The sequence below is a fragment of the Geobacter sp. AOG1 genome, from assembly GCF_019972315.1.
Classification (GTDB): domain Bacteria; phylum Desulfobacterota; class Desulfuromonadia; order Geobacterales; family Geobacteraceae; genus Geomobilimonas.
In genome coordinates, this window is the sequence record NZ_BLIZ01000001.1 from 3,230,046 (window position 1) to 3,254,165 (window position 24,120).

At 58.7% G+C, this 24,120-nt stretch carries 21 protein-coding genes and 2 riboswitches; of the genes, 4 read left to right on the forward strand and 17 right to left on the reverse strand.

Annotated features, from left to right (window positions below):
* Positions 1-25: 25 nt before the first annotated feature.
* Together LDN04_RS14705 and LDN04_RS14710 are read right to left on the reverse strand one after the other, a co-directional pair.
* On the reverse strand, positions 26-385 hold the full coding sequence (locus tag LDN04_RS14705; RefSeq protein ID WP_223912215.1) for a cytochrome C: 360 nt from the start codon (positions 383-385) through the stop codon (positions 26-28).
* A gap of 40 nt (positions 386-425) precedes the next feature.
* Complete coding sequence (locus LDN04_RS14710) at positions 426-1,784, reverse strand: hypothetical protein (protein ID WP_223912217.1); 1,359 nt, start codon at positions 1,782-1,784, stop codon at positions 426-428.
* 277 nt (positions 1,785-2,061) lie between these two features.
* On the opposite strand from LDN04_RS14710, the gene LDN04_RS14715 reads away from it, so the two are divergent.
* Positions 2,062-3,768 carry a multiheme c-type cytochrome gene (locus LDN04_RS14715; RefSeq protein ID WP_223912220.1) on the forward strand — a complete coding sequence of 569 codons (1,707 nt, stop codon included), beginning with the start codon at positions 2,062-2,064 and terminating at the stop codon, positions 3,766-3,768.
* An 84-nt stretch (positions 3,769-3,852) separates the two neighbouring features.
* Here the strand turns inward: LDN04_RS14715 and LDN04_RS14720 are convergent, their stop codons facing one another.
* From LDN04_RS14720 to trpE, 12 genes are all read right to left on the reverse strand, one after another.
* The gene (locus LDN04_RS14720; RefSeq protein ID WP_223912222.1) at positions 3,853-4,560 is read right to left on the reverse strand and encodes a substrate-binding domain-containing protein; all 708 of its coding nucleotides are present in this window, start codon (positions 4,558-4,560) and stop codon (positions 3,853-3,855) included.
* A gap of 75 nt (positions 4,561-4,635) precedes the next feature.
* Positions 4,636-4,995, reverse strand: a complete 360-nt coding sequence (locus LDN04_RS14725; protein WP_223912225.1) for a cytochrome C — start codon at positions 4,993-4,995, stop codon at positions 4,636-4,638.
* A 366-nt stretch (positions 4,996-5,361) separates the two neighbouring features.
* Positions 5,362-7,275 (reverse strand): ABC-F family ATP-binding cassette domain-containing protein, encoded by a 1,914-nt coding sequence (locus tag LDN04_RS14730; protein WP_223912228.1) that lies wholly within the window; start codon positions 7,273-7,275, stop codon positions 5,362-5,364.
* The gene (locus tag LDN04_RS14735; protein ID WP_223912231.1) at positions 7,275-7,769 is read right to left on the reverse strand and encodes an LEA type 2 family protein; all 495 of its coding nucleotides are present in this window, start codon (positions 7,767-7,769) and stop codon (positions 7,275-7,277) included. The genes LDN04_RS14730 and LDN04_RS14735 overlap by 1 nt, the downstream gene beginning before the upstream one ends.
* Positions 7,770-7,869: 100 nt before the next feature.
* Entirely contained in the window at positions 7,870-8,517 is a 648-nt protein-coding gene (locus LDN04_RS14740; protein ID WP_223912235.1) for a transglycosylase SLT domain-containing protein, read from the reverse strand.
* A gap of 394 nt (positions 8,518-8,911) precedes the next feature.
* Positions 8,912-10,102 (reverse strand): tryptophan synthase subunit beta, encoded by a 1,191-nt coding sequence (trpB, locus tag LDN04_RS14745; RefSeq protein ID WP_223912237.1) that lies wholly within the window; start codon positions 10,100-10,102, stop codon positions 8,912-8,914.
* Complete coding sequence (locus tag LDN04_RS14750; protein ID WP_223912240.1) at positions 10,099-10,716, reverse strand: phosphoribosylanthranilate isomerase; 618 nt, start codon at positions 10,714-10,716, stop codon at positions 10,099-10,101. Before LDN04_RS14750 ends, trpB begins: the two co-directional genes overlap by 4 nt.
* Before the next feature lie 242 nt (positions 10,717-10,958).
* Positions 10,959-12,314, reverse strand: coding sequence for a TrpB-like pyridoxal phosphate-dependent enzyme (locus tag LDN04_RS14755; protein ID WP_223912243.1), 1,356 nt, complete (start codon positions 12,312-12,314; stop codon positions 10,959-10,961).
* 54 nt (positions 12,315-12,368) lie between these two features.
* Complete coding sequence (gene trpC, locus LDN04_RS14760) at positions 12,369-13,172, reverse strand: indole-3-glycerol phosphate synthase TrpC (RefSeq protein ID WP_223912244.1); 804 nt, start codon at positions 13,170-13,172, stop codon at positions 12,369-12,371.
* Positions 13,173-13,235: 63 nt separating this feature from the next.
* Entirely contained in the window at positions 13,236-14,288 is a 1,053-nt protein-coding gene (gene trpD, locus LDN04_RS14765; RefSeq protein WP_223912247.1) for an anthranilate phosphoribosyltransferase, read from the reverse strand.
* Between the two features lie 155 nt (positions 14,289-14,443).
* On the reverse strand, positions 14,444-15,013 hold the full coding sequence (locus LDN04_RS14770; RefSeq protein ID WP_223912249.1) for an aminodeoxychorismate/anthranilate synthase component II: 570 nt from the start codon (positions 15,011-15,013) through the stop codon (positions 14,444-14,446).
* A 199-nt stretch (positions 15,014-15,212) separates the two neighbouring features.
* Entirely contained in the window at positions 15,213-16,691 is a 1,479-nt protein-coding gene (trpE, locus tag LDN04_RS14775) for an anthranilate synthase component I (protein WP_223912252.1), read from the reverse strand.
* Between the two features lie 259 nt (positions 16,692-16,950).
* Between trpE and htpG the strand changes: the two genes are divergently transcribed.
* The 3 genes from htpG to LDN04_RS14790 all read left to right on the forward strand — a co-directional run bounded on the left by htpG (position 16,951) and on the right by LDN04_RS14790 (position 22,037).
* Positions 16,951-18,903: a molecular chaperone HtpG gene (htpG, locus tag LDN04_RS14780; protein WP_223912255.1), complete on the forward strand. Its 1,953-nt coding sequence runs from the start codon at positions 16,951-16,953 to the stop codon at positions 18,901-18,903.
* Positions 18,904-19,058: 155 nt separating this feature from the next.
* Positions 19,059-19,135, forward strand: a riboswitch (cyclic di-GMP riboswitch).
* A 93-nt stretch (positions 19,136-19,228) separates the two neighbouring features.
* On the forward strand, positions 19,229-20,074 hold the full coding sequence (locus LDN04_RS14785) for a hypothetical protein (protein ID WP_223912258.1): 846 nt from the start codon (positions 19,229-19,231) through the stop codon (positions 20,072-20,074).
* Between the two features lie 117 nt (positions 20,075-20,191).
* A riboswitch (cyclic di-GMP riboswitch) is annotated at positions 20,192-20,268 on the forward strand.
* Between the two features lie 92 nt (positions 20,269-20,360).
* Positions 20,361-22,037 (forward strand): c-type cytochrome, encoded by a 1,677-nt coding sequence (locus LDN04_RS14790; RefSeq protein WP_223912261.1) that lies wholly within the window; start codon positions 20,361-20,363, stop codon positions 22,035-22,037.
* Positions 22,038-22,356: 319 nt separating this feature from the next.
* Here the strand turns inward: LDN04_RS14790 and LDN04_RS14795 are convergent, their stop codons facing one another.
* From LDN04_RS14795 to LDN04_RS14805, 3 genes are all read right to left on the reverse strand, one after another.
* Entirely contained in the window at positions 22,357-22,863 is a 507-nt protein-coding gene (locus tag LDN04_RS14795) for a rubrerythrin family protein (RefSeq protein ID WP_223912264.1), read from the reverse strand.
* A gap of 42 nt (positions 22,864-22,905) precedes the next feature.
* Complete coding sequence (locus LDN04_RS14800; protein WP_223912266.1) at positions 22,906-23,100, reverse strand: GSU3473 family protein; 195 nt, start codon at positions 23,098-23,100, stop codon at positions 22,906-22,908.
* Positions 23,101-23,219: 119 nt separating this feature from the next.
* Complete coding sequence (locus tag LDN04_RS14805) at positions 23,220-24,119, reverse strand: cation diffusion facilitator family transporter (protein WP_223912269.1); 900 nt, start codon at positions 24,117-24,119, stop codon at positions 23,220-23,222.
* Position 24,120 lies beyond the last annotated feature (1 nt).

Sequence of the window (24,120 nt, forward strand, 5' to 3'; positions counted from 1 at the left end):
TCGTCCTTTTCTCTTGGAATAAATGTTATTTGTTCGCCTCGTCCAGGAGCCAGTTCATCAGCTCCACCGTCGCCTTGACCTCTTGTTTGTTCATGTTGGAATCGGGTTTGCGCAGCATCTTGACACCATACGCCTTGGTTGCATTGCGGTCGAAGGGTTGACCGGAAATGGGGGCAACGCCGGTCTGGAGGGCGACGATGGTCCGTTCCAGGTTGTGACACTTGATACATTTGACCTTCATAATGTCATAGCTCGCCTTCATGGCGGGAGGGAAACCGGACGGGTCGAGACGCATGTTGTCCCCCTTGCCGACCACCTTGAGGCCGGCATGAGCGGCGCTGCCGATGAGGAGCAGTGCGAAAAGGGGCAGAATTACTTTTTTCATACAAAATCTCCTTTGACTCCAGTTGTTGGAAGAAACGGCGTCAGAAACTGAACGCCAGGGCAAGCTGGGTGATCCGGTCGGTTGCGCTCTGCGCGCCGTGGTAACTGATGTTGTCGTTCTTGTACTCCAGTACCAGCTTGGTGTTCTGAAGGGGGGCATAGGCAATTGCCGGGATACACCTGTTGTGAATCCCGGTACCGTCATCCTGGTACTCGTAGCGGAACACCGCGATAACGTTCGAGCCGATCAGATACTCCGCCTCGGCAGCCAGCACCAGCGACTTGACGTCATTGGGAACGGCGGCGAAGAGGGGATTGCTGTCCCTACCGTACACGCCGGAAAACCGGGTCCGCAGCCGTTTGTACGACAGGTCCGCATCCAGCCCGGCACGATAGTAGTAGTTGGCATTGTTGCTTAAGGTGGGGATTTCGTAACGGCCATAGTAACCGTAGGTGCCGACCGTCAGTGCCAGATAGTCCCAGACGCTGTCGCTCTCCAGGTCAATCTCGGGTTCGTCACCGAGGAAGTCCGACCCGCCGATCTTGAAGGAGAGATGGCCATACCCTTCCTTCTCATTCTGGTCGTTGCGGTCAACCACCCCGGCCGCAACGTAAACGCGCTTGCCGACGATGCTGTTCACCTCCACGCCATCGCCGGCAGAATCGAGGGAGAATTGGGAGGAGCCAACCTTGTAAACCTGCGGTGCAAAAGAAGCGATGGTGGTTTTGTTGGTCGACTTCCAGAGGGAAAGCTTCGGCTTGAGCCGGCCGACCCGGACGTTGATCGGTGTATCGAGGGCATGGCGCCAGATGAAGAAGAGTTCGTTGAGGTCGGGATTATTGTTGCCGGGGACATTCCCGACGAGAGGGTCGTAGTGTCCTTCGGAATAAAGGTTGTACGTTGTGTAGAAGGCCGCCTTGTCACGGAACGTGCCGCCGGCTTGGAGCACCAGGGCGCGGGTGGAAAGGTCGAACTTGTCCTTGGCATGGTCATTGTGGGCAAGGTTCAGTGAGGCGGTAAGGGAGACCGGCAGCATCTCGGGAATGGCCGCCAGCCAGAGAGCGGGATCCTTGCCGGGCGGGGTCCTCACGTCGGGAGCATCCACCCCGGCAACCGTCTCCTTTTCTGCGGCCGCCTCTTGACCGCTACCTACTGAATCTCCGGCACCCTTGGCCTGAGCCGGCGTTTTTGCCTTTGCCGCCTTATTCGAATAGACATAACTGTTTTTCAGGAAAGCCTCGCCGTATTCATTCAGCTCCGGATAGATGGTATGGCAGGTGCTGCATTCCGTCTTGTACTGCCGGGTGAAGGCAGGGATCGCCCGGGCCGTGCCGGTAAAGAGCAGGGGAAGCCCCAGGGCGACCGCCAACATAAGAATTACCATGTTACGGATCTGCATTGTTTTCCTCCTGACAGACTTAGATAGTAACAGTCCATTAAACGGCAAAAAAATCGAGTACCCGACGGGATCAACCGATCCCCTCTGCGGACAAACCATATCAATAACCAAATGAATATATAATATGGTCATTTCACGAAATAGCAGTACGTGATACTAATACAATATCTGGCCGTGCCAAGTCAACTCACAAAAGCTTTAATTAATTAACTTAGCTGCATTTTTTGCTACATTTTTTACACTGGAAGTGATATAGAAAGAATTGGAGGAGAGCACAATGATAAAATGGCTCCTGGTGCGGTTCTGTTTGATTATCCTGCCTATCGCGGCCCTGACTGGCTGCGGCAGCAATAGTACGGGAAATGGCGGAACGGCGTCCGCCCTTGAAGCATCACAACCGTGCATCGGCTGTCACAGCACCGCGGTTTCCCCGGTCACGGGCGCAGTGATTGTTGATGAATGGCGGAGATCCACCCACAATACCAAAAACGGCGCCGGCTGCCGCGACTGCCACGAACCGGCGGCAGGGCATCCTAACAACTGTGCAACCTGTCATGGCGGCGGCACGCCTCCCCCGGGCACGGACGAGGTCGTACGCAACCCGGACAACCAGCAGAAATGCTATAAGTGCCACGCCCCAAGCGCAACCGTCCATCCCCTGGCGGCCCCCCATTTTGCCAGGCTGCCGGCCACCATCCTCGTCGCCCCCCAGACCCTGTGGGACAACATGACCACCGCCAGCTACGTCTCTTCCCAGAACGCCAAACGGTGCCGCAGCTGCCACAACCCGCACGACAACAGCGTGACGCCGCACCACAAAGACTGGGCCGAATCGGCCCATGGCAATACGAAATCCCAAGCCTTCATGCATTATGACTTCAAGGTCCGCGGTACCAGCGGTGGAGCGACACCGAGCAACTCGGTAGCCACCGACTGCGTGCGGTGCCATACTTCCACCGGCTACATCCGCTATGTAACGTCGGGCTTCACCAACATCAGTGCCTGGGGGCGTGTGCCGAACGGCACGCCCCTTGATATGACCAAGGAAGTTATCGGGTGCAGGACCTGCCACGACGACGGCCAGGGGAATGCGTACAGCTACAGGATACGTAGCGTCGGCAGTATCACTGGCTATTACAACTACTCCTCGGCCAGCACGAAAAAACTGTATATATCCTTCCCCTATTCCGACCAGGGGGCGTCCAACATCTGCATGGGGTGCCATACCGCCCGGGAGATCGGCGACACAGTCAAGGCTGCGGCCGCCAACAACCTCAACTTCGCCAACGCCGGCTTCGTCAACTCCCACTACCTGAGCGCCGGAGCAACCGTTTTCGGCATCAGCGGCTACACCTTCACCGGCCGCTCGTATGACAACGCGTTCTTTCAGCACGACCAGATCGGCCGCGGCAACTTCCTGGGAACCGGCACAAAAGGGCCCTGCGTGACCTGCCACATGTCGAGTCCCAACAAACACCACTTCCTGCCGGTTATCCGCCAGGACGAGGAAGACAAATCCAGCCCCATCACCACCGTGACATCGACCGCCTGCAACTACTGCCACAACCAGAAGCCATGGACTGGTACCTCGTTGCAGGAACGCAAGGCAGCCTACCAGGCCGCACTCGAAGCACTGAAGGGCCAACTCGCCAAGCGCGGATTCTACTTCCAGCCGAAGAATCCCTACTTCTTCACCACGGCAACCGGCTCGACCAAGATTTCAAACTGGGTATCTGCCGGGGACACATCGGCGAACGGCCGGGCCACGGGTGAACAGAACATGGGGGCCGCCTTCAACTACAATCTCCTGGAACACGACCCCGGCGCTTTCGCCCACAACAGCAATTACGTCAAACGCCTTATCTACGACTCCATCGACTGGCTGGACGACAACCAGTTCAACAATTCGGTCGGCACGACCCTGAATGCCCTCCCCGACGACACCCCCTACAAGGCAGACGCCATCAGGTACCTGCTGCAATAACAGCTGTCAGGCACTCCAGACAGAAAAAAAGCCCGTCCCTTTCGGGACGGGCTTTCACATTCTGGTGCCGCAAGATGCCAACTCCTACTTCGTCAAGTATCCGAATTCGTCATTGTAATAGGCAAGCAACTTCTCCACCTTTGCCGACGGCTTCCCCTTGGTCACCACAATGATGGGGCTTGTGACTACAGGAATGTCCACGACGTTGACGGTCGCCATGGTCATCCCCTCAGGATCGATACCGATTGCACCCGGGTTGGCCGTTATCATCTCCCTGATGCTCAAATAATCGGTTGCCTTGACGGCACTTGCGGTCACTGCTTCCTTGTCGAGTATCTCCTTGCTGAAAAGGGCATTTTGACCGGGGGTAGCTGTCCCCCAGACAACCACGATTGCTTGATCTTTTCCGCCAAGTTCTTTCCAGTTGGTGATTTTGCCGCCAAATATCTTTTTCAGTTGCCCCTTGGAAAGCCTTTTGACAGTGTTGGATTTGTGGACAAAGACCACCACGCGGTTTTTGGCAACTTCTACCTGTTGAAGCGTTGCAGGATCGATCTTTACGCCCTCCTTGGCAGCCCCGGCCAGCATGGATTCCAGAGGAACTGCGGCAGTGGCTATATCGATCTCTCCCTTTTCAAGTGCGATAAGACCTTTGACCGGCGTGCTCTGCAGGATGGTCAGGGCATCGCCGCTCGATTTCTCGTATTCCGTCTTCATCGGGGCAAACACAGTGGCAATCGCCGCCCCACCACCGCCAATCCGGACTTCCTGGGCCATAGCCAGTCCACTCATCAGGAAACAGGCAATCCCCAGACAAAAAACTCTCGACAATAATTTACGCATACGCAATTCCTTTCGTGAAATTTGCTATCTGGCAGCCTCGTTCAAGAGCCAGGCGATCAGGTCCATCGTAGGTTTTAGTTCTTCCTTGCTGATAGTTCCCCCGGATTTGCGCATCATCTTGACGCCGAAAGCTTTGGCGGCATTACGGTCGAACACTTGACCAGAGATCGGGGCCACACCGTTCTGTATTGCCATGATGATCCGTTCGGCAGAATGACATTTACTACATTTGTTCCTTAAGATGTCATGCCCTTGCTTCATCGAAGCCGGGACACCGGCGGCGTCAAGACGCATGCTGTCACCACTGCCAATCACCTTGATGCTGGCATGGCCGACACCCCCGAGAAACAGCACGAGAGCCAACTGAAGCAGAAGACTTTTCATGGGAACCTCCAGGCGACAGCTTGGGCACATCCGAAATGAACGCCAGAAAGCATCTACAGCAAGCAAATTACATGCCATTAATATAAAATAAATAATTATCTTAGACCAACCAAAGTAAGCCCATGTCTCCGGCAGTACCGCTGACAAATCATAGCAACCCGTGTATTCACTTTACACGGTTATTTCACTTAACCACAATTATCCCGCTAGCTATATAACGATATTTCAGAAAAATAAAAACCCCGGAATATCCGAGGCTTTTTGTCATCTCCCTTAAAAATTATGCGAAAAAAATATCCCTAGACTCCCGATGTAATGTACACGGGTGCAGGGACTCTGACCACACTCACGAATTCACGATATACTTCAGAGTGCCTCTTGACGCTTCTGTTCCAGTTCCTCCCAGCGGGCATAGAGTTTTGCCAGGTCATCACCCAGCCGCGCATAATCGGCGGCAACCGCCGTAATGCCGCCAGGTTCGCCACCGCACGCCAGGGGATCGGCCAGCAGGGCTTCGAGTTCGGCCTTGCGTCGCTCCAGGACCTCAATATCACCTTCCACACGGGGAAGTTCCAGTTGCTCGGCGTAGGTAAGCCCTTTTTTTGCCTTTTCCTGCCGGCGAACCTGCTCCTGTTTCGCCGACGGTTGCTTCTCCGGTCGGGGGGCAACAGCGGCAATCCTCGACTGCTCCTGCAACTCCCGGTAGAGGGAGTAATTCCCCTCGTAAAACACCACCCGCCCCTCCCCTTCGAAGGCGAGGATGCCAGTGGCCACCTTGTCGAGGAAGAACCGGTCGTGGGTGACCATGAGCACGCAGCCGGGGAAATTGACCAAGGCATCGTCCAGGAGTTGCATGGTCGGTATGTCCAGGTCATTGGTTGGCTCGTCCAGGATGAGCAGGTTGGCATCCGCCAGCATCAGCCGGGCAAGAATGAGCCGGCTCTTTTCTCCCCCCGACAGGGTCTTTATCTGCCGTCGGCGGTCCGAGGGAGCAAACAGAAAATCCTCCAGATAGCCAATCTTGTGGCGTTTCTCCCCCGCCACCTGGACATAGTCCCCCTCGCCAAGAAAATCGTAGATGGTCTGTTCCGGGTCCAGGATCTCCCGCTGCTGGTCAAAATAGGCACTGCGGGTCTTCCGGCCGAAGACCACTTCCCCCGCGTCGGGGGTTTCTTCGCTGAGGATCATCCGCAGCAGCGTGGTTTTGCCGCAGCCGTTGGGACCGATGATCCCGACCCGGTCTCCCCGCTTGAGGCGGAAGGTGAGATCCTTCACCAGCAACCGCTCCCCATACGACTTGCCAACGTCGAGCAGTTCCAGTATGGTGCCGCCGAGCCCCTCGTCACTGGTAAACGCCAGCCGTGTCTCCCGGGCCGTCGTAACTGCTGCCTGTGCCTCGATATCGTGGAACCGGTCGATGCGCGCCTTCTGCTTGGTGGTTCGGGCCTTCGCCCCTCGCTGTATCCAGGCGGTCTCGACCCGTAACAGGTTCAGCAACCTGGACTGGCGTTGGGCCGCCTGCTGCAGCAGCTCTCCTTTCTTTACCAGGTAGGCACTGTATCCCCCTTCGTACGGGGTGATACGCCCATCCTCGAGCTCCAGCATCCGGCCAGCAAGCTTGTCGAGAAAATAGCGATCGTGGGTAATGAGAAGGACTGCCCCCGGGTAGGATTGAAGGTATTCCTGCAGCCACTGGGTGGTATCCGCATCCAAGTGGTTGGTCGGCTCATCGAGCAAAAGCAGGTCGGGAGCCTCCAGGAGCAGGCGAGCCAGGGCAACCCTTCGCTTCGTGCCGCCGGAGAGGTTACCCACACGGGCTCCGCCGTCATCCAGGCCAAGATGCCCCATGATCTCCGCCACCCGGTGTTCCGTGTTCCAGCCACCGTGATGCTCGATCCACGATGTCAACTCCCCCTGCCTCGCCATCAACCGCTCCAGATCGGGGGGGTGGGAGGACAGCCGTCCGGTGATCTGTTCGTATTCAGCCATGACACGCCGGATGTCCACGAGCCCCGCCTCGATCGCCCCGACCACGGTCATCTCCCCGTCCAGTTCCGGTTCCTGGGGGAGATAGCCGATGCTCGCACCACGCCGGGTGGCGACAGCCCCTTGTTCCGCCGCGTCATGGCCGGCAAGGATCTGCAGGAGGGTCGATTTACCGCAGCCGTTCGCTCCGATCAGGCCGACCCGCTCGTTTTCATCGATGGCAAAAGTGACACCGGCCAGTACTTGGCGGGCACCGAAACTCTTGGCCACCCCTGTCACGTCGATCACGTTCATCAGCGCACCCGGCCGAGAAAATCGCTGAACTGCTGGAGGAGTGTCGCGGGGCGATACTTGAGCGGGATGGCAAACGTTCCGTTCGTATCGATAGGGAGCATCATTCCGCCAACCGGCAAGTTCACATCGAGACCGGCGTGGAGACGATAGGGAATACGATCCGGATCCGGCCGACTTTTAAGTATCTCCAGCAGGTCGCCATAGGCGATTTTCACGGGGATGCGGACGTTTGTCGTTTTGTCGGATGCGAACACCACGGTCTGTCGGGCCGCCCCGCTGGCAAGGGGAAGGGATGTTACCTGCAGGACATAGGAGTATCCCTGAAGGCTTATCTGATAAGGATTGGGGTTGGTCACGTCCAGTCCGACCTCCAGCGTGGCTCCGGCGCTGTCGAGGCCAACCAGGGAAACATCCTTCACCGTCACCTCGGGATTTTTCACGAACAGTGAACAACCGGCCAGTAATATCAAGGGTACGAGTAACAGTCGTTTCAACTACTGCTCCTTTCATTTACGCGCAGAAAAATAGGCGAACCCACGGGGGCTCGCCTACCATATCACGTTCTGCTCTGACGTTTAACAGATTTTGTCGGCCTCAGGAAGGAGTATCGTTCATTTGTTGCGGCATGTCGGCACGCTTCATCCCTTGGCCAGCCAAGCCGTCAAGGATCTCCCGGCGAAACTGGCGCCGCTTCACCTCATAGGCATCGGCATCAGGGCCGACACCGCAGTAAAGTTTCTTTGCCCTTACCAGGTTTCCCTTGGCCATCGCCATTTTGCTGGCAAGCTCGCGCACCGCAGCCTCGGCGCACTTCTCATCGTTTTCCATTTCATCAGGAGAATAGCCGTGGCTCTTGGCCCGGTAGGGCATGAGTTGCCAGACGCCGAGAGCCCCTTTGCGGGAAACCGATTTTCCCGAAAGCCCGTGTCCGCCGGTTTCCGCGAGGGCAATCTCGGCAATGTCCATCGGCATGAACGGCGTGCCGAGGGTTTTCAGGTAGCAGAGTGCGGCGAGCCAGCGGGCCCGCTGCGGGTCGGTACGACGGGCAAAGGCGGCGGCAATGGCCGGCACCTGCCGTTGTCGTTCCTCCAAATTGATTCCTTTTTCCATCACTCGGCGAATCTCCCGGTCCAGTTCCGAATCCCCCGCATTGCTTTGCAACGGGGCCTGACGAATGTGGGACTGATCACAGGAAACCCCGAGTAGCAGCGTCGCTGCCATAATAGTCATTGTTTTTTTCATAAGTTTTTTTGTCGGTGTATTCAGCTTTGCCGGATGGTTCTGGTAACCCTCAGTGTTTTCGGTAATCTCTCCGGCCGAACCTCCTTTCTTTTGATGTAGAAGCCCCAAACAACTCCGTCCAGCATCGGGACGTGGCCTCTCCATAACATAGCGGTATTACAGCAAATGCATTTTCTAATGAACTTCTTCCCTGCACATTCATTAAATTCTAACCAAGAAACGCCAAAAGGACCCGATTGGGCCCTTTTTCTTTCCCTGCGACATATCACAGGTTGGTGAACTATACACGACAACGGCGTACGTGTCAAACATTAAATTGAGTTTTACATTAATATTCAATAGGTTAGGTCGGTTTAGGTCGGTCTCAACAACCCCATTACGGTCTGAAACCGGATTATAACTTAACCCCCATGGCGTCGGCCACGGTATGGATGTCCTTGTCCCCCCGTCCGGAGAGACAGACCACGATGGTCTGGTCTTTTGTCAGGGTGGGGGCCAGCTTGACCACATAGGCGATGGCGTGGGACGACTCCAAGGCCGGCAGTATCCCCTCCTCCCGGGTCAAGAGTTGAAACGCAGCCATGGCCTCGTCATCGGTGACCGATACGTACTCCGCCCGACCGCTCTCCTTGAGCCAGGCGTGCTCCGGACCGACACCCGGATAATCGAGGCCGGCCGAAATGGAGTGGGCATGGGCAATCTGGCCGTCGTCATCCTGGAGCAGATAGGTCTTGTTACCGTGCAGCACCCCCACGCTCCCGGCACAGAGGGGCGCCGCATGCCGGCCGGAAGGGATGCCATAGCCTGCCGCCTCCACACCGACCATCTTCACGCCGGTATCATTCAGAAAGGGATAGAAGAGCCCAAGGGCGTTGCTCCCCCCGCCGACAGCCGCCACCAGGTAGTCGGGAAGCCGTCCTTCTACCTTGGCATGCTGGCTCTTGGCCTCGCGCCCGATGACCGACTGGAAGTCGCGCACCATCATGGGGTAGGGGTGGGGACCCGCCACGGTGCCGATGACGTAGAACGTCCGCTCAACGTGGGTAACCCAGTTCCTGAGTGCTTCGTTCATGGCGTCCTTGAGAGTGGCGGTGCCCGCGGTGACCGGCGTTACCGTGGCCCCAAGCAGTTTCATCCGGAAGACGTTGAGGGACTGGCGATGGATGTCTTCCTCCCCCATGAATACCTCGCACTCCATGCCGAACAGGGCAGCAATGGTGGCGGTCGCCACGCCATGCTGCCCGGCACCGGTCTCGGCGATCACCCGCCGCTTCCCCATCCGCTTGGCAAGAAGCCCCTGCCCTATGGTGTTGTTCACCTTGTGGGCACCGGTATGGTTCAGGTCCTCCCGCTTGAGATAGATCCGCGCGCCGCCGAGCTTCTCCGTAAGTTTCGCCGCGAAGTACAGGGGGTTCGGTCGTCCTACGTACTGACGCAGGTAATAGGCGAACTCCTCCTTGAATTCTTTATCGTTCTTATAATGGGCATAGGCCTGCTCCAGCTCGTACAGCGCCGGCATGAGCGTCTCTGAAACGTAGCGGCCACCGAACTGGCCGAAATGGCCCTGCTTATCGGGATATTTCAACGTAATGCCTCCTTCGCCCGGGCGATGAACGCCCTGACTCTCGCCGGGTCTTTTCGTCCCGGCATACTTTCAACGCCGCTCGACACATCCACGGCGTACGGTTTGACGCGGATGACCGCCTCAGCCACGTTCTCCGGCGTAAGCCCTCCCGCCAGGATGAGTGGGCCACAACGTCCCGCATCCCGGATCAGTTCCCAGTCGAAGACATGACCTGTGCCACCGTAGGCGGAGGAAGACCAGGCGTCGAGAAGGTAGCCCGCAACCCGGTACTCCTGCATCGTCGCGAGACTCTCCCTGTCCTTCATCCTGAATACCTTCACCACCCGGCGCTCGATCTGGTTGCAGTACGCGGGGGACTCGTCGCCGTGGAGTTGGACGATGTCGAGCCGGCACCGGTCGGCAATCGCATTCACCTGGGCAGCCGTTTCGTTCACGAACAGCCCCACCGCCTGCACGAACGGGGGGAGCACCCGAATGATCTCCGCCGCCTGCTCCGGCGTCACGCAGCGGGGAGACTTGGAAAAGAAGACGAACCCGAGGGCATCGGCCCCCGCCTCCACTGCCACGAGCGCATCTTCCACATTCGTTATGCCACAGATTTTAACCCTGACCATACTTCCCTTGTGTGTCCCATTCCTAAGTTGTGCTCCACCGAAACGCGAATTTTTCGCAAGATCAAGGCTGTCGAGGAGTTGCGCGGAGGCGTAGCACCCAAACATCGGGCATAAACAGCGCTACGCCGCACAATTTCGCTTGCGAAATTGGACCGCGAAGGCGCCCCGAAGGGGGCGGCCGCAGGCCGAGTCACAAGTAACTTCGAAGACTTACGCAGATATTGCGGAAAAGGCGCGTTTTCTCACACCGAAACCTTGGGTAGCCGCTCCAGCGCCTCCCGTATCTTCTCCTCCGGATACTCGTAGTCCTCCAGATTTCCGGACAGATAAGCATCATAAGCCCCCATGTCGAGCTGACCATGGCCGGAGAGCCCGAAGAGGATGGTCCGCTCCTTCCCCTCTTCCTTCGCCAGCATCGCCTCGTCGATAGCCGCCCTGACGGCGTGGGATGACTCGGGGGCCGGCACGATCCCTTCACTCCTGGCAAAGAGCACCGCCCCTTCGAAGCAGGCATTCTGCTTGTAGCTCTTCGCCTCGATGGCACCGGCGGCATAGAGTTGGGATACCAGCGGCGACTCGCCGTGGTAACGGAGCCCTCCCGCATGGATGCCGGGGGGCATAAAATCGTGGCCCAGGGTGTACATCATGGCGATGGGAGCCATCTTGGCCGTGTCGCCATAGTCGAAGGCGTAGATACCCTTGGTAAGTGTCGGGCAGGAAGCGGGCTCCACCGCGAGACAGCGGACCTGCCGTCCGGAAGCCCGGTCGGCGATGAAGGGGAAGGCCAGACCGGCAAAGTTGGAGCCCCCTCCGCAGCAGGCGATGACCACGTCCGGGTAATCCCCGGCGACCTTCAACTGCTCCTTCGCCTCCTGGCCGATGACGGTCTGGTGGAGACAGACGTGGTTGAGCACGCTCCCCAGGGCATAGTTGGTGTCGTCATGGGTGGCGGCGTCCTCCACCGCCTCGGAGATGGCGATTCCCAGGCTCCCCAGGTTGTCCGGGTCATGGGCCAGGATGGAGCGCCCCGCGTCGGTGAACTCGGAGGGGGACGGGATGACATTTGCCCCCCAGAGCTGCATCATGCTTTTGCGGTACGGTTTCTGGGTGCAGGAGACCTTGACCATGTAGACCGTGCACTCCAGGCCGAACATGCTGCAGGCCAGGGCCAGCGAGCTCCCCCACTGCCCGGCGCCGGTCTCGGTGGCAAGGCGGCGGATGCCGGCCTTCTTGTTGTAGTACGCCTGGGGGATAGCGGAGTTGGGCTTGTGGGAACCAGCCGGCGAGACACCCTCGAACTTGTAGTAGATTTTAGCCGGGGTGCCGAGGGCCTGCTCCAGACGCCGCGCCCGGAACAGGGGGGCCGGCCGCCAGAGCCGATAGATGTCCCGGACCTCGTCGGGAATATCGATCCAGCGCTGGTTCGAAACCTCCTGCTCGATAATGGCCATGGGGAAGATGGGGAGGAGGTCATCCGGCGTCACCGGTTGCAGCGTGCGGGGATTGATGACCGGATGGAGCGGCCCCGGCATGTCGGGGATGATGTTGTACCACTGCCGTGGAATCTGCTCTTCGGTAAGCATGATCTTGGTGTCCATCAGAACTCCTCCAAACAGGTGAAATAATCACAACTACACATCAAAATGCGTGGTTCATTCTCCCAGCAATCCCCTCAGTTTTGCCCCAATATCCTCTTCCCGCATGAGCGACTCGCCGATCAGGAACGCCCCGGCGCCGGCCTGTTCCATCCGCACGATGTCGGCCCGACTGTTGATGCCGCTCTCGGAAACGACCAGCCTCTCAGCCGGAATGGACGTGATGAGCCGCTCCGTGGTCCCCAGGTCGGTGACGAAGGTCCGGAGATTGCGGTTATTGACGCCGATCAGTTCGCAGTCGGTCTGGAGCGCCAGTTCCAGCTCCGCCTCATCGTGGACTTCCAGAAGGACATCGAGGTGAAGTTCACGTGCCAGGGCGCTGAAGTCCCGCAGCTGATGGAGGTCGAGCATGGCGGCGATGAGGAGAATGGCATCGGCGCCGGCGGCGCGTGCCTCATAGATCTGGTAGGGGTCGAAGATGAAATCCTTGCGCAGGAGCGGCAGTCCTACCTGCTCCCGGATGAGTGCAAGGTACCGGAGGTGGCCGAGGAAAAAGTGTTCCTCCGTCAGAACCGACAGGCAGGCGGCACCATTGTTCCGGTAGATCTCGGCGATCTCCAACGGATCGAAATCAGGCCGGATCAACCCCTTGGACGGGGACCCCTTTTTTACTTCGGCGATGATGGCCGTCCATCCCGAGTCGCGACAGGTGCGGAGCGCCCGGATGAACCCGCGCGGGGTATCCTCAAGGTCGGCAAGGGCTGCCCGGACCTCGGACAGCGGACGGCCCGCCTTGATGGCAGCCAGTTCGCCACGCTTGTGGTCAACAATTTTCTTCAGGATGTCGGGAGTGTCGGACATGTAAACCCAATCCGTAGGGGCGGGGTTACCCCGCCCTGGGCACGGCAACCGTGCCCTTACCTATTATTCGTTGGTCAGTGCCACCAGTTTTTCCAGCTGCCCCATGGCCCGGCCCGAATCGATCGCCTCGGCAGCCATATCGAGACCGGCGAGGACGTCGGCAACCTTCCCTGCAGCCACCAGACCATAGGACGCATTGAGGAGAACGATATCCCGTTTCCCCCCCCTCTGCCCCGCCAGAAGATCACGCACGATGACCGCGTTGCCGACCGCATTGCCCCCTTTGAGTTCTGCCATGGAGCAACGTTTGAGCCCGAAATCCTCCGGCTTCACAAGGGTAACCGTCACCTTGCCGGGAGTCACCTCGGCAACCCGCGTCTCGGTGGTCAGGGTAATCTCATCCATCCCGTCCTGGCCATACACCACGAAGCCATGCCGGCAGCCCAGCCCCTGGAGGACATAGGCGAGTTTTTCCACCAGGTCGTCCCGGTAAACCCCGAGTACCTGGCAAGGTGCGCCAGCGGGATTGGTAAGGGGGCCAAGAATATTGAAAATGGTCCGGATGCCGATCTCCTTGCGCGGACCGATGGCATGCTTCATGGCGCCGTGGAGGGCCGGCGCGAACAGGAAACCGATGCCGATCTCGCTGATGCAGCGTTCCACCGTTTCCGGGGTGACATCCAGGTTCACCCCGAGGGCTTCGAGCACATCGGCGCTGCCGCAGGAGGAGGAAACGGCACGGTTGCCATGCTTGGCCACCCGCACCCCGCAGGCGGAAACCACGAAGGAAACCGTGGTGGAAACGTTGAAGGTATTGGTCCCGTCCCCCCCCGTTCCGACCACGTCCAGCATGGTCTCCTGATCGATGTTGATGTCGTCCCGGTCGATATCAAGGACATTCCTCCCGACCCGGATGCGGGTTGCCCGGTCTCGCATGACCCGCGCCGCGCCGGTTATCTCCGCCACCGTTTCCCCCTTCATCCGCAGGGCGGTGATAAAGGCGGCGATCTGAGCCGGGGTCGCCTCACCCGACATGATCTGGTCCATCACCTCGATCATCTCGGCTTCGGTCAGGTCAATCAGTTCGACAACTTTCGAAATGGCTTTTTTTATCATAGTGTGCCTTTTCTCCGTGAAACGTGAATTTTTCGCAAGGTCAAGGCGGCCGAGGGATTGCGCGGAGGCGTAGCACCCAAACATCGGGCATAAACAGCGCTACGCCGCACAAACGATCACGAAGGCCAACGTAGAGATTGCGGAAAAGTCGCGTTTCATTTTGTCATTTCCAGAAAATTACGGAGGATTTCCATGCCACCCTCCGTCAGGATCGACTCGGGGTGGAACTGCACCCCCCAGAGGGGCAGTTCGCGGTGCCGAAGTCCCATGATCTCCCCTTCCTCGACCCAGGCAGTGATCTCCAGACAGGCGGGGAGTGAGGCGCGTTCCACTATAAGGGAATGATAGCGGGTCGCCTGGAAGGGGTTGGGAAGCCCACGGAACAGCTCTTTACCATCGTGATGGATGGCTGAGGTCTTGCCGTGCATCAGGGTGCCGCTCCGGACGACCCTGCCGCCAAAGGCAGCACCCATGGCCTGGTGGCCGAGGCAGACGCCGAGGATCGGCACCTTGCCCGCAAAATGCCGGATCGCCTCGACGGATATCCCCGCTTCCTCCGGGGAACAGGGGCCGGGAGAGATGACGAGCCGCGCGGGGCTGAGTGCCTCTATCTCCTCTAGGGTGATCCGGTCATTGCGGAACACCTGCACGTCCTCACCCAGCTGGCCGAAGTACTGGACGATGTTGTAGGTGAAGGAGTCGTAATTGTCGATCATCAGAAGCATATGAATGTCCTAGGGACTGCGGCTTTCACGCCATCTCGCCGCCGTCCTCGTCGCTTCCTTGTGCGGCGTAGCGCTGTTTATGCCCGATGGTTGGGTGCTACGCCTCCGCGGTCGCTCCTGCGGGTGCAACGACCTGGCGCAAAATCCGCAGTCCATGTAGTTTACGCAGCCGAAGGGATTTTGTCTTCGGCCGTCGGGGTTAATCCAAACCCCGTTCGGCGATCTCTATCGCCTTCACCACCGCCATCGCCTTGTTCACCGTCTCCTGGTACTCGGCGGCAGGCACCGAGTCGGCGACGATCCCCGCCCCCGCCTGCAGGTGCACCTTGCCGTCACGAATTACGAGGGTGCGAATGGCGATGGCGAGATCCATATTGCCGGAGAAGGAGAAATAGCCGGCCGCACCGCCGTACACCTCGCGCCGGACCGGCTCCAGTTCGTCGATGATCTCCATGGCCCGCACCTTGGGGGCCCCGGAGAGGGTGCCGGCCGGGAAGGTGGCCCGCACCACGTCAAAAGCATCCTTTCCCGCCGCCAATTCCCCCTGCACGTTGGAGACGATGTGCATGACGTGGGAATAGCGCTCGATCACCATCAACTCGGAGACCCGGACGCTCCCGGTGGTGCAGACCCGCCCCAGGTCGTTGCGGCCGAGGTCCACGAGCATGACATGCTCGGCCCGTTCCTTGGGATCGGCCAGGAGATCCTCACCAAGGTACGCGTCCTCATCGGGAGTGGTGCCGCGGGGACGAGTCCCGGCGATGGGGCGAAGCTCCACCCGGTCCCCCTCCTTGCGGACCATGACTTCCGGCGATGCCCCCACCACCAGCGTGTCGTCAAAGCGGAGGAAGAACATGTAGGGGGAAGGATTGAGCGTACGGAGCACGCGGTAGATGTCGAGGGGATCCACCGTCAGCTCGCCGGAGAAGCGCTGGGAAAGGACCACCTGGATGACGTCACCGGCCCGTACGTACTCCTTGGCCTTTTCCACTGCCGCCTCGAAGTCGGCCTTCCCCACATTTGACGAGAAGGCGACCTTCCGTGCCGAGGAGACCGCAACGGATGGAGGAAGCGGCGTCTTCAGCTTGGCGATGAGGGCGTCGATCTTGGCGACCGCCTCGGCGTAGGCCTCTTCAGGTGCCTTCTCCCCATCCAGATGGGCGTTGGATACTACCTTGATCTTCTGGCTCACGTTATCGAAAATCAGGATGGTGTCGGTGATGACGAAGTAAGAATCCCACGCACCGATAACCGCCGGTCGTTCCGTGGGAAGCTTTTCGAAGTGGCGCACCATGTCATAACCGAGGTATCCGACCGCACCGCCGAAAAACCGGGGTATTCCGGGGATCTCCACCGGCGTGAAACTGGCCAGGTAGTCCCGCACGAACCCCAGGGGGTCTGCCACCTCTTCCCGGCGGAGCGGTTTGCCGGTCTCCAGCACCTCCACCACCGTCCCGCGGCTCCGGATCACCACCTCCGGTGCGGCACCGAGGAAGGTGTAGCGCGCCCACTTCTCTCCCCCCTCGATACTCTCCAACAGAAAGGCGTAACGGCCGTCATCGATCTTGCGAAAGGCGGAAACCGGCGTATCCAGGTCGGCCATGATCTCGCGGTAGACCGGGATCAGGTTCCCCCGTGAAGCAAGGGTCTGGAAGGTTGATACATCAGGGCGATACATGGGGGCTCCAGAAGCAGGTAAAGGTAGGGGTTGAGGTAAAGTTACGTACGAAACCGCAACCATGTCATAAGCACGACTTTAAGGGTGTTTAAGCTAACACAGTGGCCGGTTTGTGTCAACAAATGGGAGCGAATTCAGGCCTTTGTTGATTCGCATTCTCATAAAAATCGGTCCGGCACCCTTGCAAAATCTGACCACGATGGTTATGTTATGCGGGTTGTGCATCAATTCAATTGTCAACAAAGGAGACGTGCGTTTCATGTCCAAAACCACCAAGCAGTTCCAGACCGAAGTTCAGCAACTCCTCGACCTGGTCATTCATTCCCTCTACTCCAACCGGGACATCTTCCTTCGGGAGTTGATCTCCAACGCCTCCGACGCCATCGACAAGGTACGCTTCGAGGCCCACTCCAACGAAGCGCTCCTCGAGGGGAACGCCGACTGGCAGATCAAACTGATCCCCGACAAGACGGCCGGCACCCTCACCATCCGGGACAACGGCATCGGCATGACCGCGGAGGAAGTGGAGACCAACATCGGCACCATCGCCCATTCCGGCACCCGCGCCTTCCTCAAGAACATCAAGGAACAGAACCTGGCGGAACATCCGGAAATGATCGGCCAGTTCGGGGTCGGCTTCTACGCCTCATTCATGGTAGCCGACCGGGTCACTCTCATTACCCGCAAGGGGGGTGACGGCACCCAGAACGGCTGCCGGTGGGAATCCGCCGGCGACGGCAGCTACACCATCGAGGAGTGCACCAAGGAGGGACGCGGTACCGACATTGTTCTTCACCTGAAGGAGGAGATGAAAGAGTATCTGGACGAGTGGAAGATCCGCACCATCGTCAAGAAATACTCGGACTACGTCCAGTACCCCATCGTCATGGACATCACCCGGGAGGAGCCGGTCACCGACGCAGACGGCAAGGTCATCGAGGGGGGAGGCACCATCGAAAAGACCACCACCGAGACCCTCAACTCCATGAAGGCGATCTGGACACGGCCGAAGAGCGAGATCAGCGACGAGGAGTACGAGGAATTCTACAAGCACATCTCCCACGACTACGACAAGCCGTTCAAGACCATCCACTACGCCGCCGAAGGGGTGAGCGAATTCCGGGCACTTCTCTATCTTCCCGCTCACAAACCGTTCGACCTGTTCATGCCGGACCGGAAACGGGGAATAAACCTCTACGTCCGGCGGGTCTTCATCACTGATAACTGCGAACACCTCATCCCCGATTATCTCCGCTTCGTCAAGGGGGTGGTAGATTCCAGCGACCTTCCCCTCAACGTCTCCCGCGAGATTCTTCAGGAAGATGTGCAGATAAAGAGAATCGAGAAGAACCTGGTGGGCAAGGTCCTCGCCACCCTGGCGGAAACCAGGGAGAAGGAGCCGGAAGGGTACCTGGCGTTCTACAAGGAATTCGGCCCGGTCTTGAAGGAAGGTATCCATTTCGACCACGCCAACCGGGACAAACTCCAGGAGTTGGTGCTGTTCGAGAGCACGGCAACTCAACAAGGAGAGTACGTTTCCCTCAAGGAATACGTCGCCCGGATGCCTGAAGGGCAGAAGGAGATCTATTACATCACCGGCACCGCCCGCGAGGCGCTGGAGCAATCCCCCCACCTGGAGATCTTCCGCAAGAAAGGGTACGAAGTCCTCTTCCTCACCGACCCGGTGGACGAATGGGTCGTCCAGCACCTGACCGAGTACGATGGGAAAAAACTGAAGGGGGTGGACCGGGGAGACCTGGAACTGGACACGGAAGAAGAGAAGAAGGAGAAGGAGGCAAAAAAAGAGGAAGCGGTGAAGCAGTACAAGGATCTCCTCGGCTTCATCCAGGAGCGACTCAAGGAGCAGGTCAAGGAGGTGCGCTTTTCCGGCCGCCTCACCGACAGCGCCTGCTGCCTGGTGGCCGACGATTACGGGCTCAACGCCAACATGGAGCGGATCCTCAAGGCCATGAACCAGGCAGTGCCGGAATCCAAGCGGATACTGGAACTGAACCCCGAGCATCCGCTCCTCCAGGTTCTGGGCAGGCTGTATGAAAAGGACAAGGGAAATGCCCGGCTCGCCGATTACTGCGAACTCCTCTACGACCAGGCGCTTCTGACCGAAGGGTCCCCCATCAAGGACCCCCTCCGCTTCACCCGGCTGGTTGCCGAACTGATGGTGGCCGAGGGAAAAGAGCTTGCCGGGAACTGATCAGAAACAGCGCCTTTACAGAAATATCGCCTGCAAAAGCCCAGCTGAAGCGAGTGTAATCGCGCCGTTATGCCAAAAGCAGGGAGCCCTTACTTGACTTTCGGAAACAAAGCGGGTATGGTCTGAACGACTTTTAAAAAAAACCGGCAGCAGATAGACGACAATACTAAACCATCCGCGAGGATGGGACGGAAAACCCATAGGGTCTCATCGAGACAGCCGGGCCGCCGAAATATCTTACCAGATATGGGGCGGCCCGGCTTTTTTTATGCTCTGCCATGGCTCTGTCCAACTCCCGACTGGCAGGGCACAGAAGGAGGTATGTATGAACAGGAAATTCCAGCACATGGCGGTCTTCATCGAATTCCTTGCCGGCTCCGGCCTGGCTATCTTTTTCCACTGGGTACTCGACTACAAGGAGGCGGCCTACGTCATCTTCGCCGTCGGCATCTTGTTGTCCCTCGTCACTTGGCTGTTGCGCGAGGAAATCGAAAAAACCAGGGAAGAACTGCGGGACCAGTACCTGCAGGCCCACGAAATTCCGGAAGCCATCGCCCGGATCACCGACCCGGAATGCCAGACCAAGGCCAGCGAACTCATGACGGGAACAAAACGGACCCTCGCCCTCCTCCAGCAGGGGTACATCCCCCTCGACGATACCGAGTTCTACCTGGAAGGAGCCAAACTCGCCGACCAGGCAACCCGCTCCATAAAAGCGGTCGATCCCCTCACCAGCGGCTGGGGAAGTCGCGGAGCGCTCCTCAACTTTTACCAGTCCAACCTGCGCGCCCTCGACCGGGGAGTCCGGATCACCCGCATCTTCGTGGTGGGGAGAGACGAACTGATCGATTCCGAGGTACAAAAAGTGCTTTTCGCCCAGTATCACGACGATATCGACGTGCGGATCGTCTACCGGGACGAGCTCCCCACCGCCAGCGACATTAGCGGACGCGATACCAATTGCTCCTGCGACTTCGCCATCTTCGACGACCAGTCGGTTACCGACGTCTTCATCCAGCCGGGCAAGTATTTCGGCCGCAAGACCAGTCAGCCAGCGGAAGTGGAAAAATACCTCCGTCTCTACGAACTGATCGAGCACAGCGCCCAGGCAATAACCATTGAAGACGACCGGATAATATTGGCTGGAGAAGCACTGGCAGCTGCATCATGACCCATGCCCCGCAATAAATTTTCACATTTGTAACAATTTTTATACATTTTTTCTTGACGTATCGGCTTGTTTACCGTAAAGTTCATTAAAACATTATTGACACACCTTATTGCCGATAGACGACAATACTAAACCATTCGCGAGGATGGGACGGAAAGCCTACAGGGTCTCACCGAGACAGCCGGGTCGCCGAAATATCAACCTGATATTCGGTCCCGGCTTTTTTTGTGTCCGCATGCGGGCAGAAACCAGGAAACAGCAGATTCACCAAACAAAGGAGACATCAATGCGAAAAACCATCACGAGACTGATTGCGCTCTGTAGCGCAGCCGCCTCCATCGCGCTGGCCGGCTGTGGCAGCAGCGGAAGCGGCGCTCCCACAAGCACCGCAACCCTCTCCGGGGTGGCAGCCACCGGCGCCCCCATTGTCGGCACCGTGTACATCAAGGATTCGTCGATGCCGGCAAAAGAGCTCTCGGCACCCACCAGCAGCGACGGCTCATACAGTTTCAACGTCGAGGGGATGACCCCTCCCTTTATCGTCAAGGTGAACTGGAACAGCGGAACCCAAACCCTTATGTCCTTTGCTACCGCCCATGGTACCGCCAACGTTACCCCCCTATCCAACGTCATCGTCGCCAATGCCGCGGGGGTCACCGATCCCACTTCGCTCTATGCCGGCTTCACCCCTGCGGTACAGCAACAGATGGCCGCCAGCATCGTCGCCTCGACCACCAGCCTGCAGACCCGTCTCAAACCTCTGTTCGACCTTTACGGCGTCACTGCGAACCCCCTCACCGGCACCTTCGTCGCCAACCATACCGGGCTCGACGCCATGCTGGACGCGGTATCGGTTACCATCAGCAGCGGCAACATGGTGGTTACCAATAAAACCACCAACGCCACCATCTGCACGGCACCGATCCAGAACATGACCTCCGGCACCTTCACCATGGGGAACATGCCCACCGCCGGACAGGTCCCCCCCGCCGCGACAATCGACGGCGCCGCTCTTTACGGCACGAATTGCGCCTCCTGCCACGGTATCCTGGCCAGCTCATCCAAAAAAGGGAGGACTGCCGCCCAGATCCAGTCCGCCATCAGCACTGTCGGCAGCATGAACTTCCTCAGCACCCTGACCGCAGCACAAGTCCAGGCCATTGCCAATGCCCTCGGGACGGCTGCACCTGCACCTGCACCTGCACCGACACCGGCTCCAACTCCTATGCCTACGCCGACTCCGACACCAACCCCCACACCGGTCGACGGCGCGGCACTCTACACCAGCAACTGCGCCAGCTGCCACGGACCTCTGGCCACTTCCAGCAAGATAGGGATCACCCTGGCACGCCTTCAGACAGCCATCGCCAGCAACACCGGCGGCATGGGCTCCCTCTCCTCCCTGACCACTACCCAGCAGCAGGCAATCGTCACCGCTCTGGCACCGACGATGCCCACCCCGACGCCGACACCCGCTCCCACCCCGACGCCGACCGCTCCTGCCGCACCAGCCAGCGTGACAGCCACCGGTGGTGCAAATCAGGTGACCATCTCCTGGCCGGCCGTCACCGGTGCTACCTCCTACAACATCTACTGGGCGACCGCGACGGGCGTCACGAAAACAACCGGAACCAAGATCGCTGGGGGCACCAGCCCCTACGTTCAAACCGGTCTTACCGCCGGCACCGCCTACTACTATGTCGTTACCGCAGTCAACAGCACCGGTGAGAGTGCCGCTTCGATCCAGGCCATGGCCACCACCAGCGCCGCAGCACCGGTCTTTAACGCCCTGTCGTTCTATAACTCCGACTGCCTCGGTTGCCATGGAACGCTCGGGCCAAGGACGGCGGCCCAGATCACGGCAGCCATTGCAAACTTCGGTGCCATGAGCCAATACCGCTCAACGGGATCAACTCCGTTGACGGCGGCCCAGATTTCCGCCATAGCAGCAGTGTCTTACTAGGTCCAGAATGGTAACAACCTCCTAAAATCAGGGGGTACGGAAACGTTTTCCCCTAGGGTAAACATCTGGGGCGCCTCCCGGCGCCCCTCTTCTTCTGGCCACTCAATATTCATACATCTTCCAACCCATCCTTCGTATATGGGGCCTGCCAACGCAGGCCCATTTTTTTGTACGTGAGGGAGGACCTACTCCCCTCACCTGGATGAGACACTTCCTTCCGAACCCATGTCAACCTAAAAACAGAGAGGGCGGCCATCGGCCGCCCTCTCCATTCTGAACTTCGTGATTTGTAGATGCCGGACACAACTATGGCGTTGTGTTAGCTCACCTTGAAGAACACACTCCCCTTCGCCCCGCATACCTCGCAGGTATCGGGCGCTCCTTTTTCCACCGTGTGGCCACAGACCGGACAGATGTAGTAATCGAACGGCTCGGCCGCCGCACCGAGGGTGTCGAGCGCTTTCTGGTAGAGAGCCGCATGAACCTTTTCCACCGCATTGGCGAACACGAAGGAACGTCGTGCCAGATCGGACCTTTCCAGTTCGGCATCGGCGATCATCTGGGGATACATATCCATGAATTCATGGGTCTCACCGGCGATCGCTTCCAAAAGGTTCTCTCGGGTCCCCTTGACGCCTTCCAGAGCCCGCAGGTGGTTGTGGGCATGGATGGTCTCCGCCTCGGCGGCGGCACGGAACAGTTTTGCCACCTGGGGATAACCATCCTTCTCGGCCTGTTTGGCGAAGGCAAGATACTTGCGGTTGGCCTGGGATTCCCCGGCAAACGCTTCCTTCAGGTCGTTCTCCGATTTGGGTCCGTTCGACATTACAACCTCCTCTGAATGTTGATTTACCGCAGTGCAGGCCAGCTATGCCGGCGAAGCCTTCCGTCTCTCGGGCCCTTCGTATCGCCTTTCACTTCTCCGGAGGGGGCCCCGTTTCACGTGGACCCAGCCGGTAGAACGGAAAAAGGCCACGACTTCCCCCTTGACGATCAGTTCCTGAAGCAGGGAATCCGGCACCATGCCGCTGCTGTTGTCGCTGTAGAGCACCCGAATATTCATGCCGCACCTCGCTCGGCTGCCTTGCGGAAACCGTAAGGACCTGCTGCAGGCAACCTCTTACAGTATACCCCACCCTGCCGGAATGGCAATCGGACATTGACGTTTGGAGGAGCTCTCCCTCAGAGCCGAATAAGGTCCTCATGTTCTTCATCGTGAGGGTTAATGTGGATCATCACGTCTCCCACGTTGGGAAACCGCTCGAAAATGCGCCTCTTCACCTCCGTGGCGATGTCATGGGAACGCTTGACCGTCATCTCCGGGTCCATATCGAGCTTGAGGTCGACGATAAGGTACTGGCCGGAACGCCGCCCCCGTATCTCGTGAACATGCTCGACCCCCGCGACTCCTTCGGCCAGGACCTTCATGTCGGCAATGACTTCAGCAGGAGGCTGACCATCCATCAGGTCATGGGCCGCCGAACGAAAGGTCTCGAAGCCGATGTGGAAGATGAAGAGTGAGGTGAGTCCGGCCGCCAGCGGGTCCATGATGGGGAGGCCGAAGAAGGCCCCACCCACTCCGATGAGGGTGGCGATGGAGGTGACCGCGTCCTTACGGTGGTCCTTGGCGATAGCGATGACCGCCGGGCTCCCCAGGGCACCACCGACACGGATTGAATAGCGGCAGAGCGCCTCCTTGATGATGATTGTCGCAAAAGCCGCAGCCACCGCGATCAACTCCGGTTCGCCGTAGCTGCGGTCCATGATCGTATGGATAGCCTTGTAGAGAATTCCTCCGCCGGTTAGGAAGATGACCAGCGCGACGACGATGGCGGCGATGCTTTCCGCCTTGCCGTGGCCGTAGGGGTGCTTTGCATCGTATGGCTTGCGGCCGATCCTGAGGGCCAGCATGGTGGCCGAAATTGCCACGAAGTCGCAGGCACTCTCCACACCGTCCGCAAAGACCGCCTCTGAGCGCCCGTAATGGCCCGCCAGAAGTTTCATCACCATGAGCAGGGCGTTGACCCAGAAACCGACTTTTATAACCCGGTCCGCCCGGCTGAAACGTTCTTCCCTCTGCATC

What these genes read in the sequence shown, in the direction of transcription:
- LDN04_RS14705 (WP_223912215.1), bottom strand. Translation starts at nt 385, where the DNA reads ATGAAAAAAGTAATTCTGCCCCTTTTCGCACTGCTCCTCATCGGCAGC.
- LDN04_RS14710 (WP_223912217.1), bottom strand. Translation starts at nt 1,784, where the DNA reads ATGCAGATCCGTAACATGGTAATTCTTATGTTGGCGGTCGCCCTGGGG.
- LDN04_RS14715 (WP_223912220.1), top strand. Translation starts at nt 2,062, where the DNA reads ATGATAAAATGGCTCCTGGTGCGGTTCTGTTTGATTATCCTGCCTATC.
- LDN04_RS14720 (WP_223912222.1), bottom strand. Translation starts at nt 4,560, where the DNA reads ATGAGTGGACTGGCTATGGCCCAGGAAGTCCGGATTGGCGGTGGTGGG.
- LDN04_RS14725 (WP_223912225.1), bottom strand. Translation starts at nt 4,995, where the DNA reads ATGAAAAGTCTTCTGCTTCAGTTGGCTCTCGTGCTGTTTCTCGGGGGT.
- LDN04_RS14730 (WP_223912228.1), bottom strand. Translation starts at nt 7,275, where the DNA reads ATGAACGTGATCGACGTGACAGGGGTGGCCAAGAGTTTCGGTGCCCGC.
- LDN04_RS14740 (WP_223912235.1), bottom strand. Translation starts at nt 8,517, where the DNA reads ATGAAAAAAACAATGACTATTATGGCAGCGACGCTGCTACTCGGGGTT.
- LDN04_RS14750 (WP_223912240.1), bottom strand. Translation starts at nt 10,716, where the DNA reads ATGGTCAGGGTTAAAATCTGTGGCATAACGAATGTGGAAGATGCGCTC.
- LDN04_RS14755 (WP_223912243.1), bottom strand. Translation starts at nt 12,314, where the DNA reads ATGGACACCAAGATCATGCTTACCGAAGAGCAGATTCCACGGCAGTGG.
- trpC (WP_223912244.1), bottom strand. Translation starts at nt 13,172, where the DNA reads ATGTCCGACACTCCCGACATCCTGAAGAAAATTGTTGACCACAAGCGT.
- trpD (WP_223912247.1), bottom strand. Translation starts at nt 14,288, where the DNA reads ATGATAAAAAAAGCCATTTCGAAAGTTGTCGAACTGATTGACCTGACC.
- LDN04_RS14770 (WP_223912249.1), bottom strand. Translation starts at nt 15,013, where the DNA reads ATGCTTCTGATGATCGACAATTACGACTCCTTCACCTACAACATCGTC.
- trpE (WP_223912252.1), bottom strand. Translation starts at nt 16,691, where the DNA reads ATGTATCGCCCTGATGTATCAACCTTCCAGACCCTTGCTTCACGGGGG.
- htpG (WP_223912255.1), top strand. Translation starts at nt 16,951, where the DNA reads ATGTCCAAAACCACCAAGCAGTTCCAGACCGAAGTTCAGCAACTCCTC.
- LDN04_RS14785 (WP_223912258.1), top strand. Translation starts at nt 19,229, where the DNA reads ATGAACAGGAAATTCCAGCACATGGCGGTCTTCATCGAATTCCTTGCC.
- LDN04_RS14790 (WP_223912261.1), top strand. Translation starts at nt 20,361, where the DNA reads ATGCGAAAAACCATCACGAGACTGATTGCGCTCTGTAGCGCAGCCGCC.
- LDN04_RS14795 (WP_223912264.1), bottom strand. Translation starts at nt 22,863, where the DNA reads ATGTCGAACGGACCCAAATCGGAGAACGACCTGAAGGAAGCGTTTGCC.
- LDN04_RS14800 (WP_223912266.1), bottom strand. Translation starts at nt 23,100, where the DNA reads ATGAATATTCGGGTGCTCTACAGCGACAACAGCAGCGGCATGGTGCCG.
- LDN04_RS14805 (WP_223912269.1), bottom strand. Translation starts at nt 24,119, where the DNA reads ATGCAGAGGGAAGAACGTTTCAGCCGGGCGGACCGGGTTATAAAAGTC.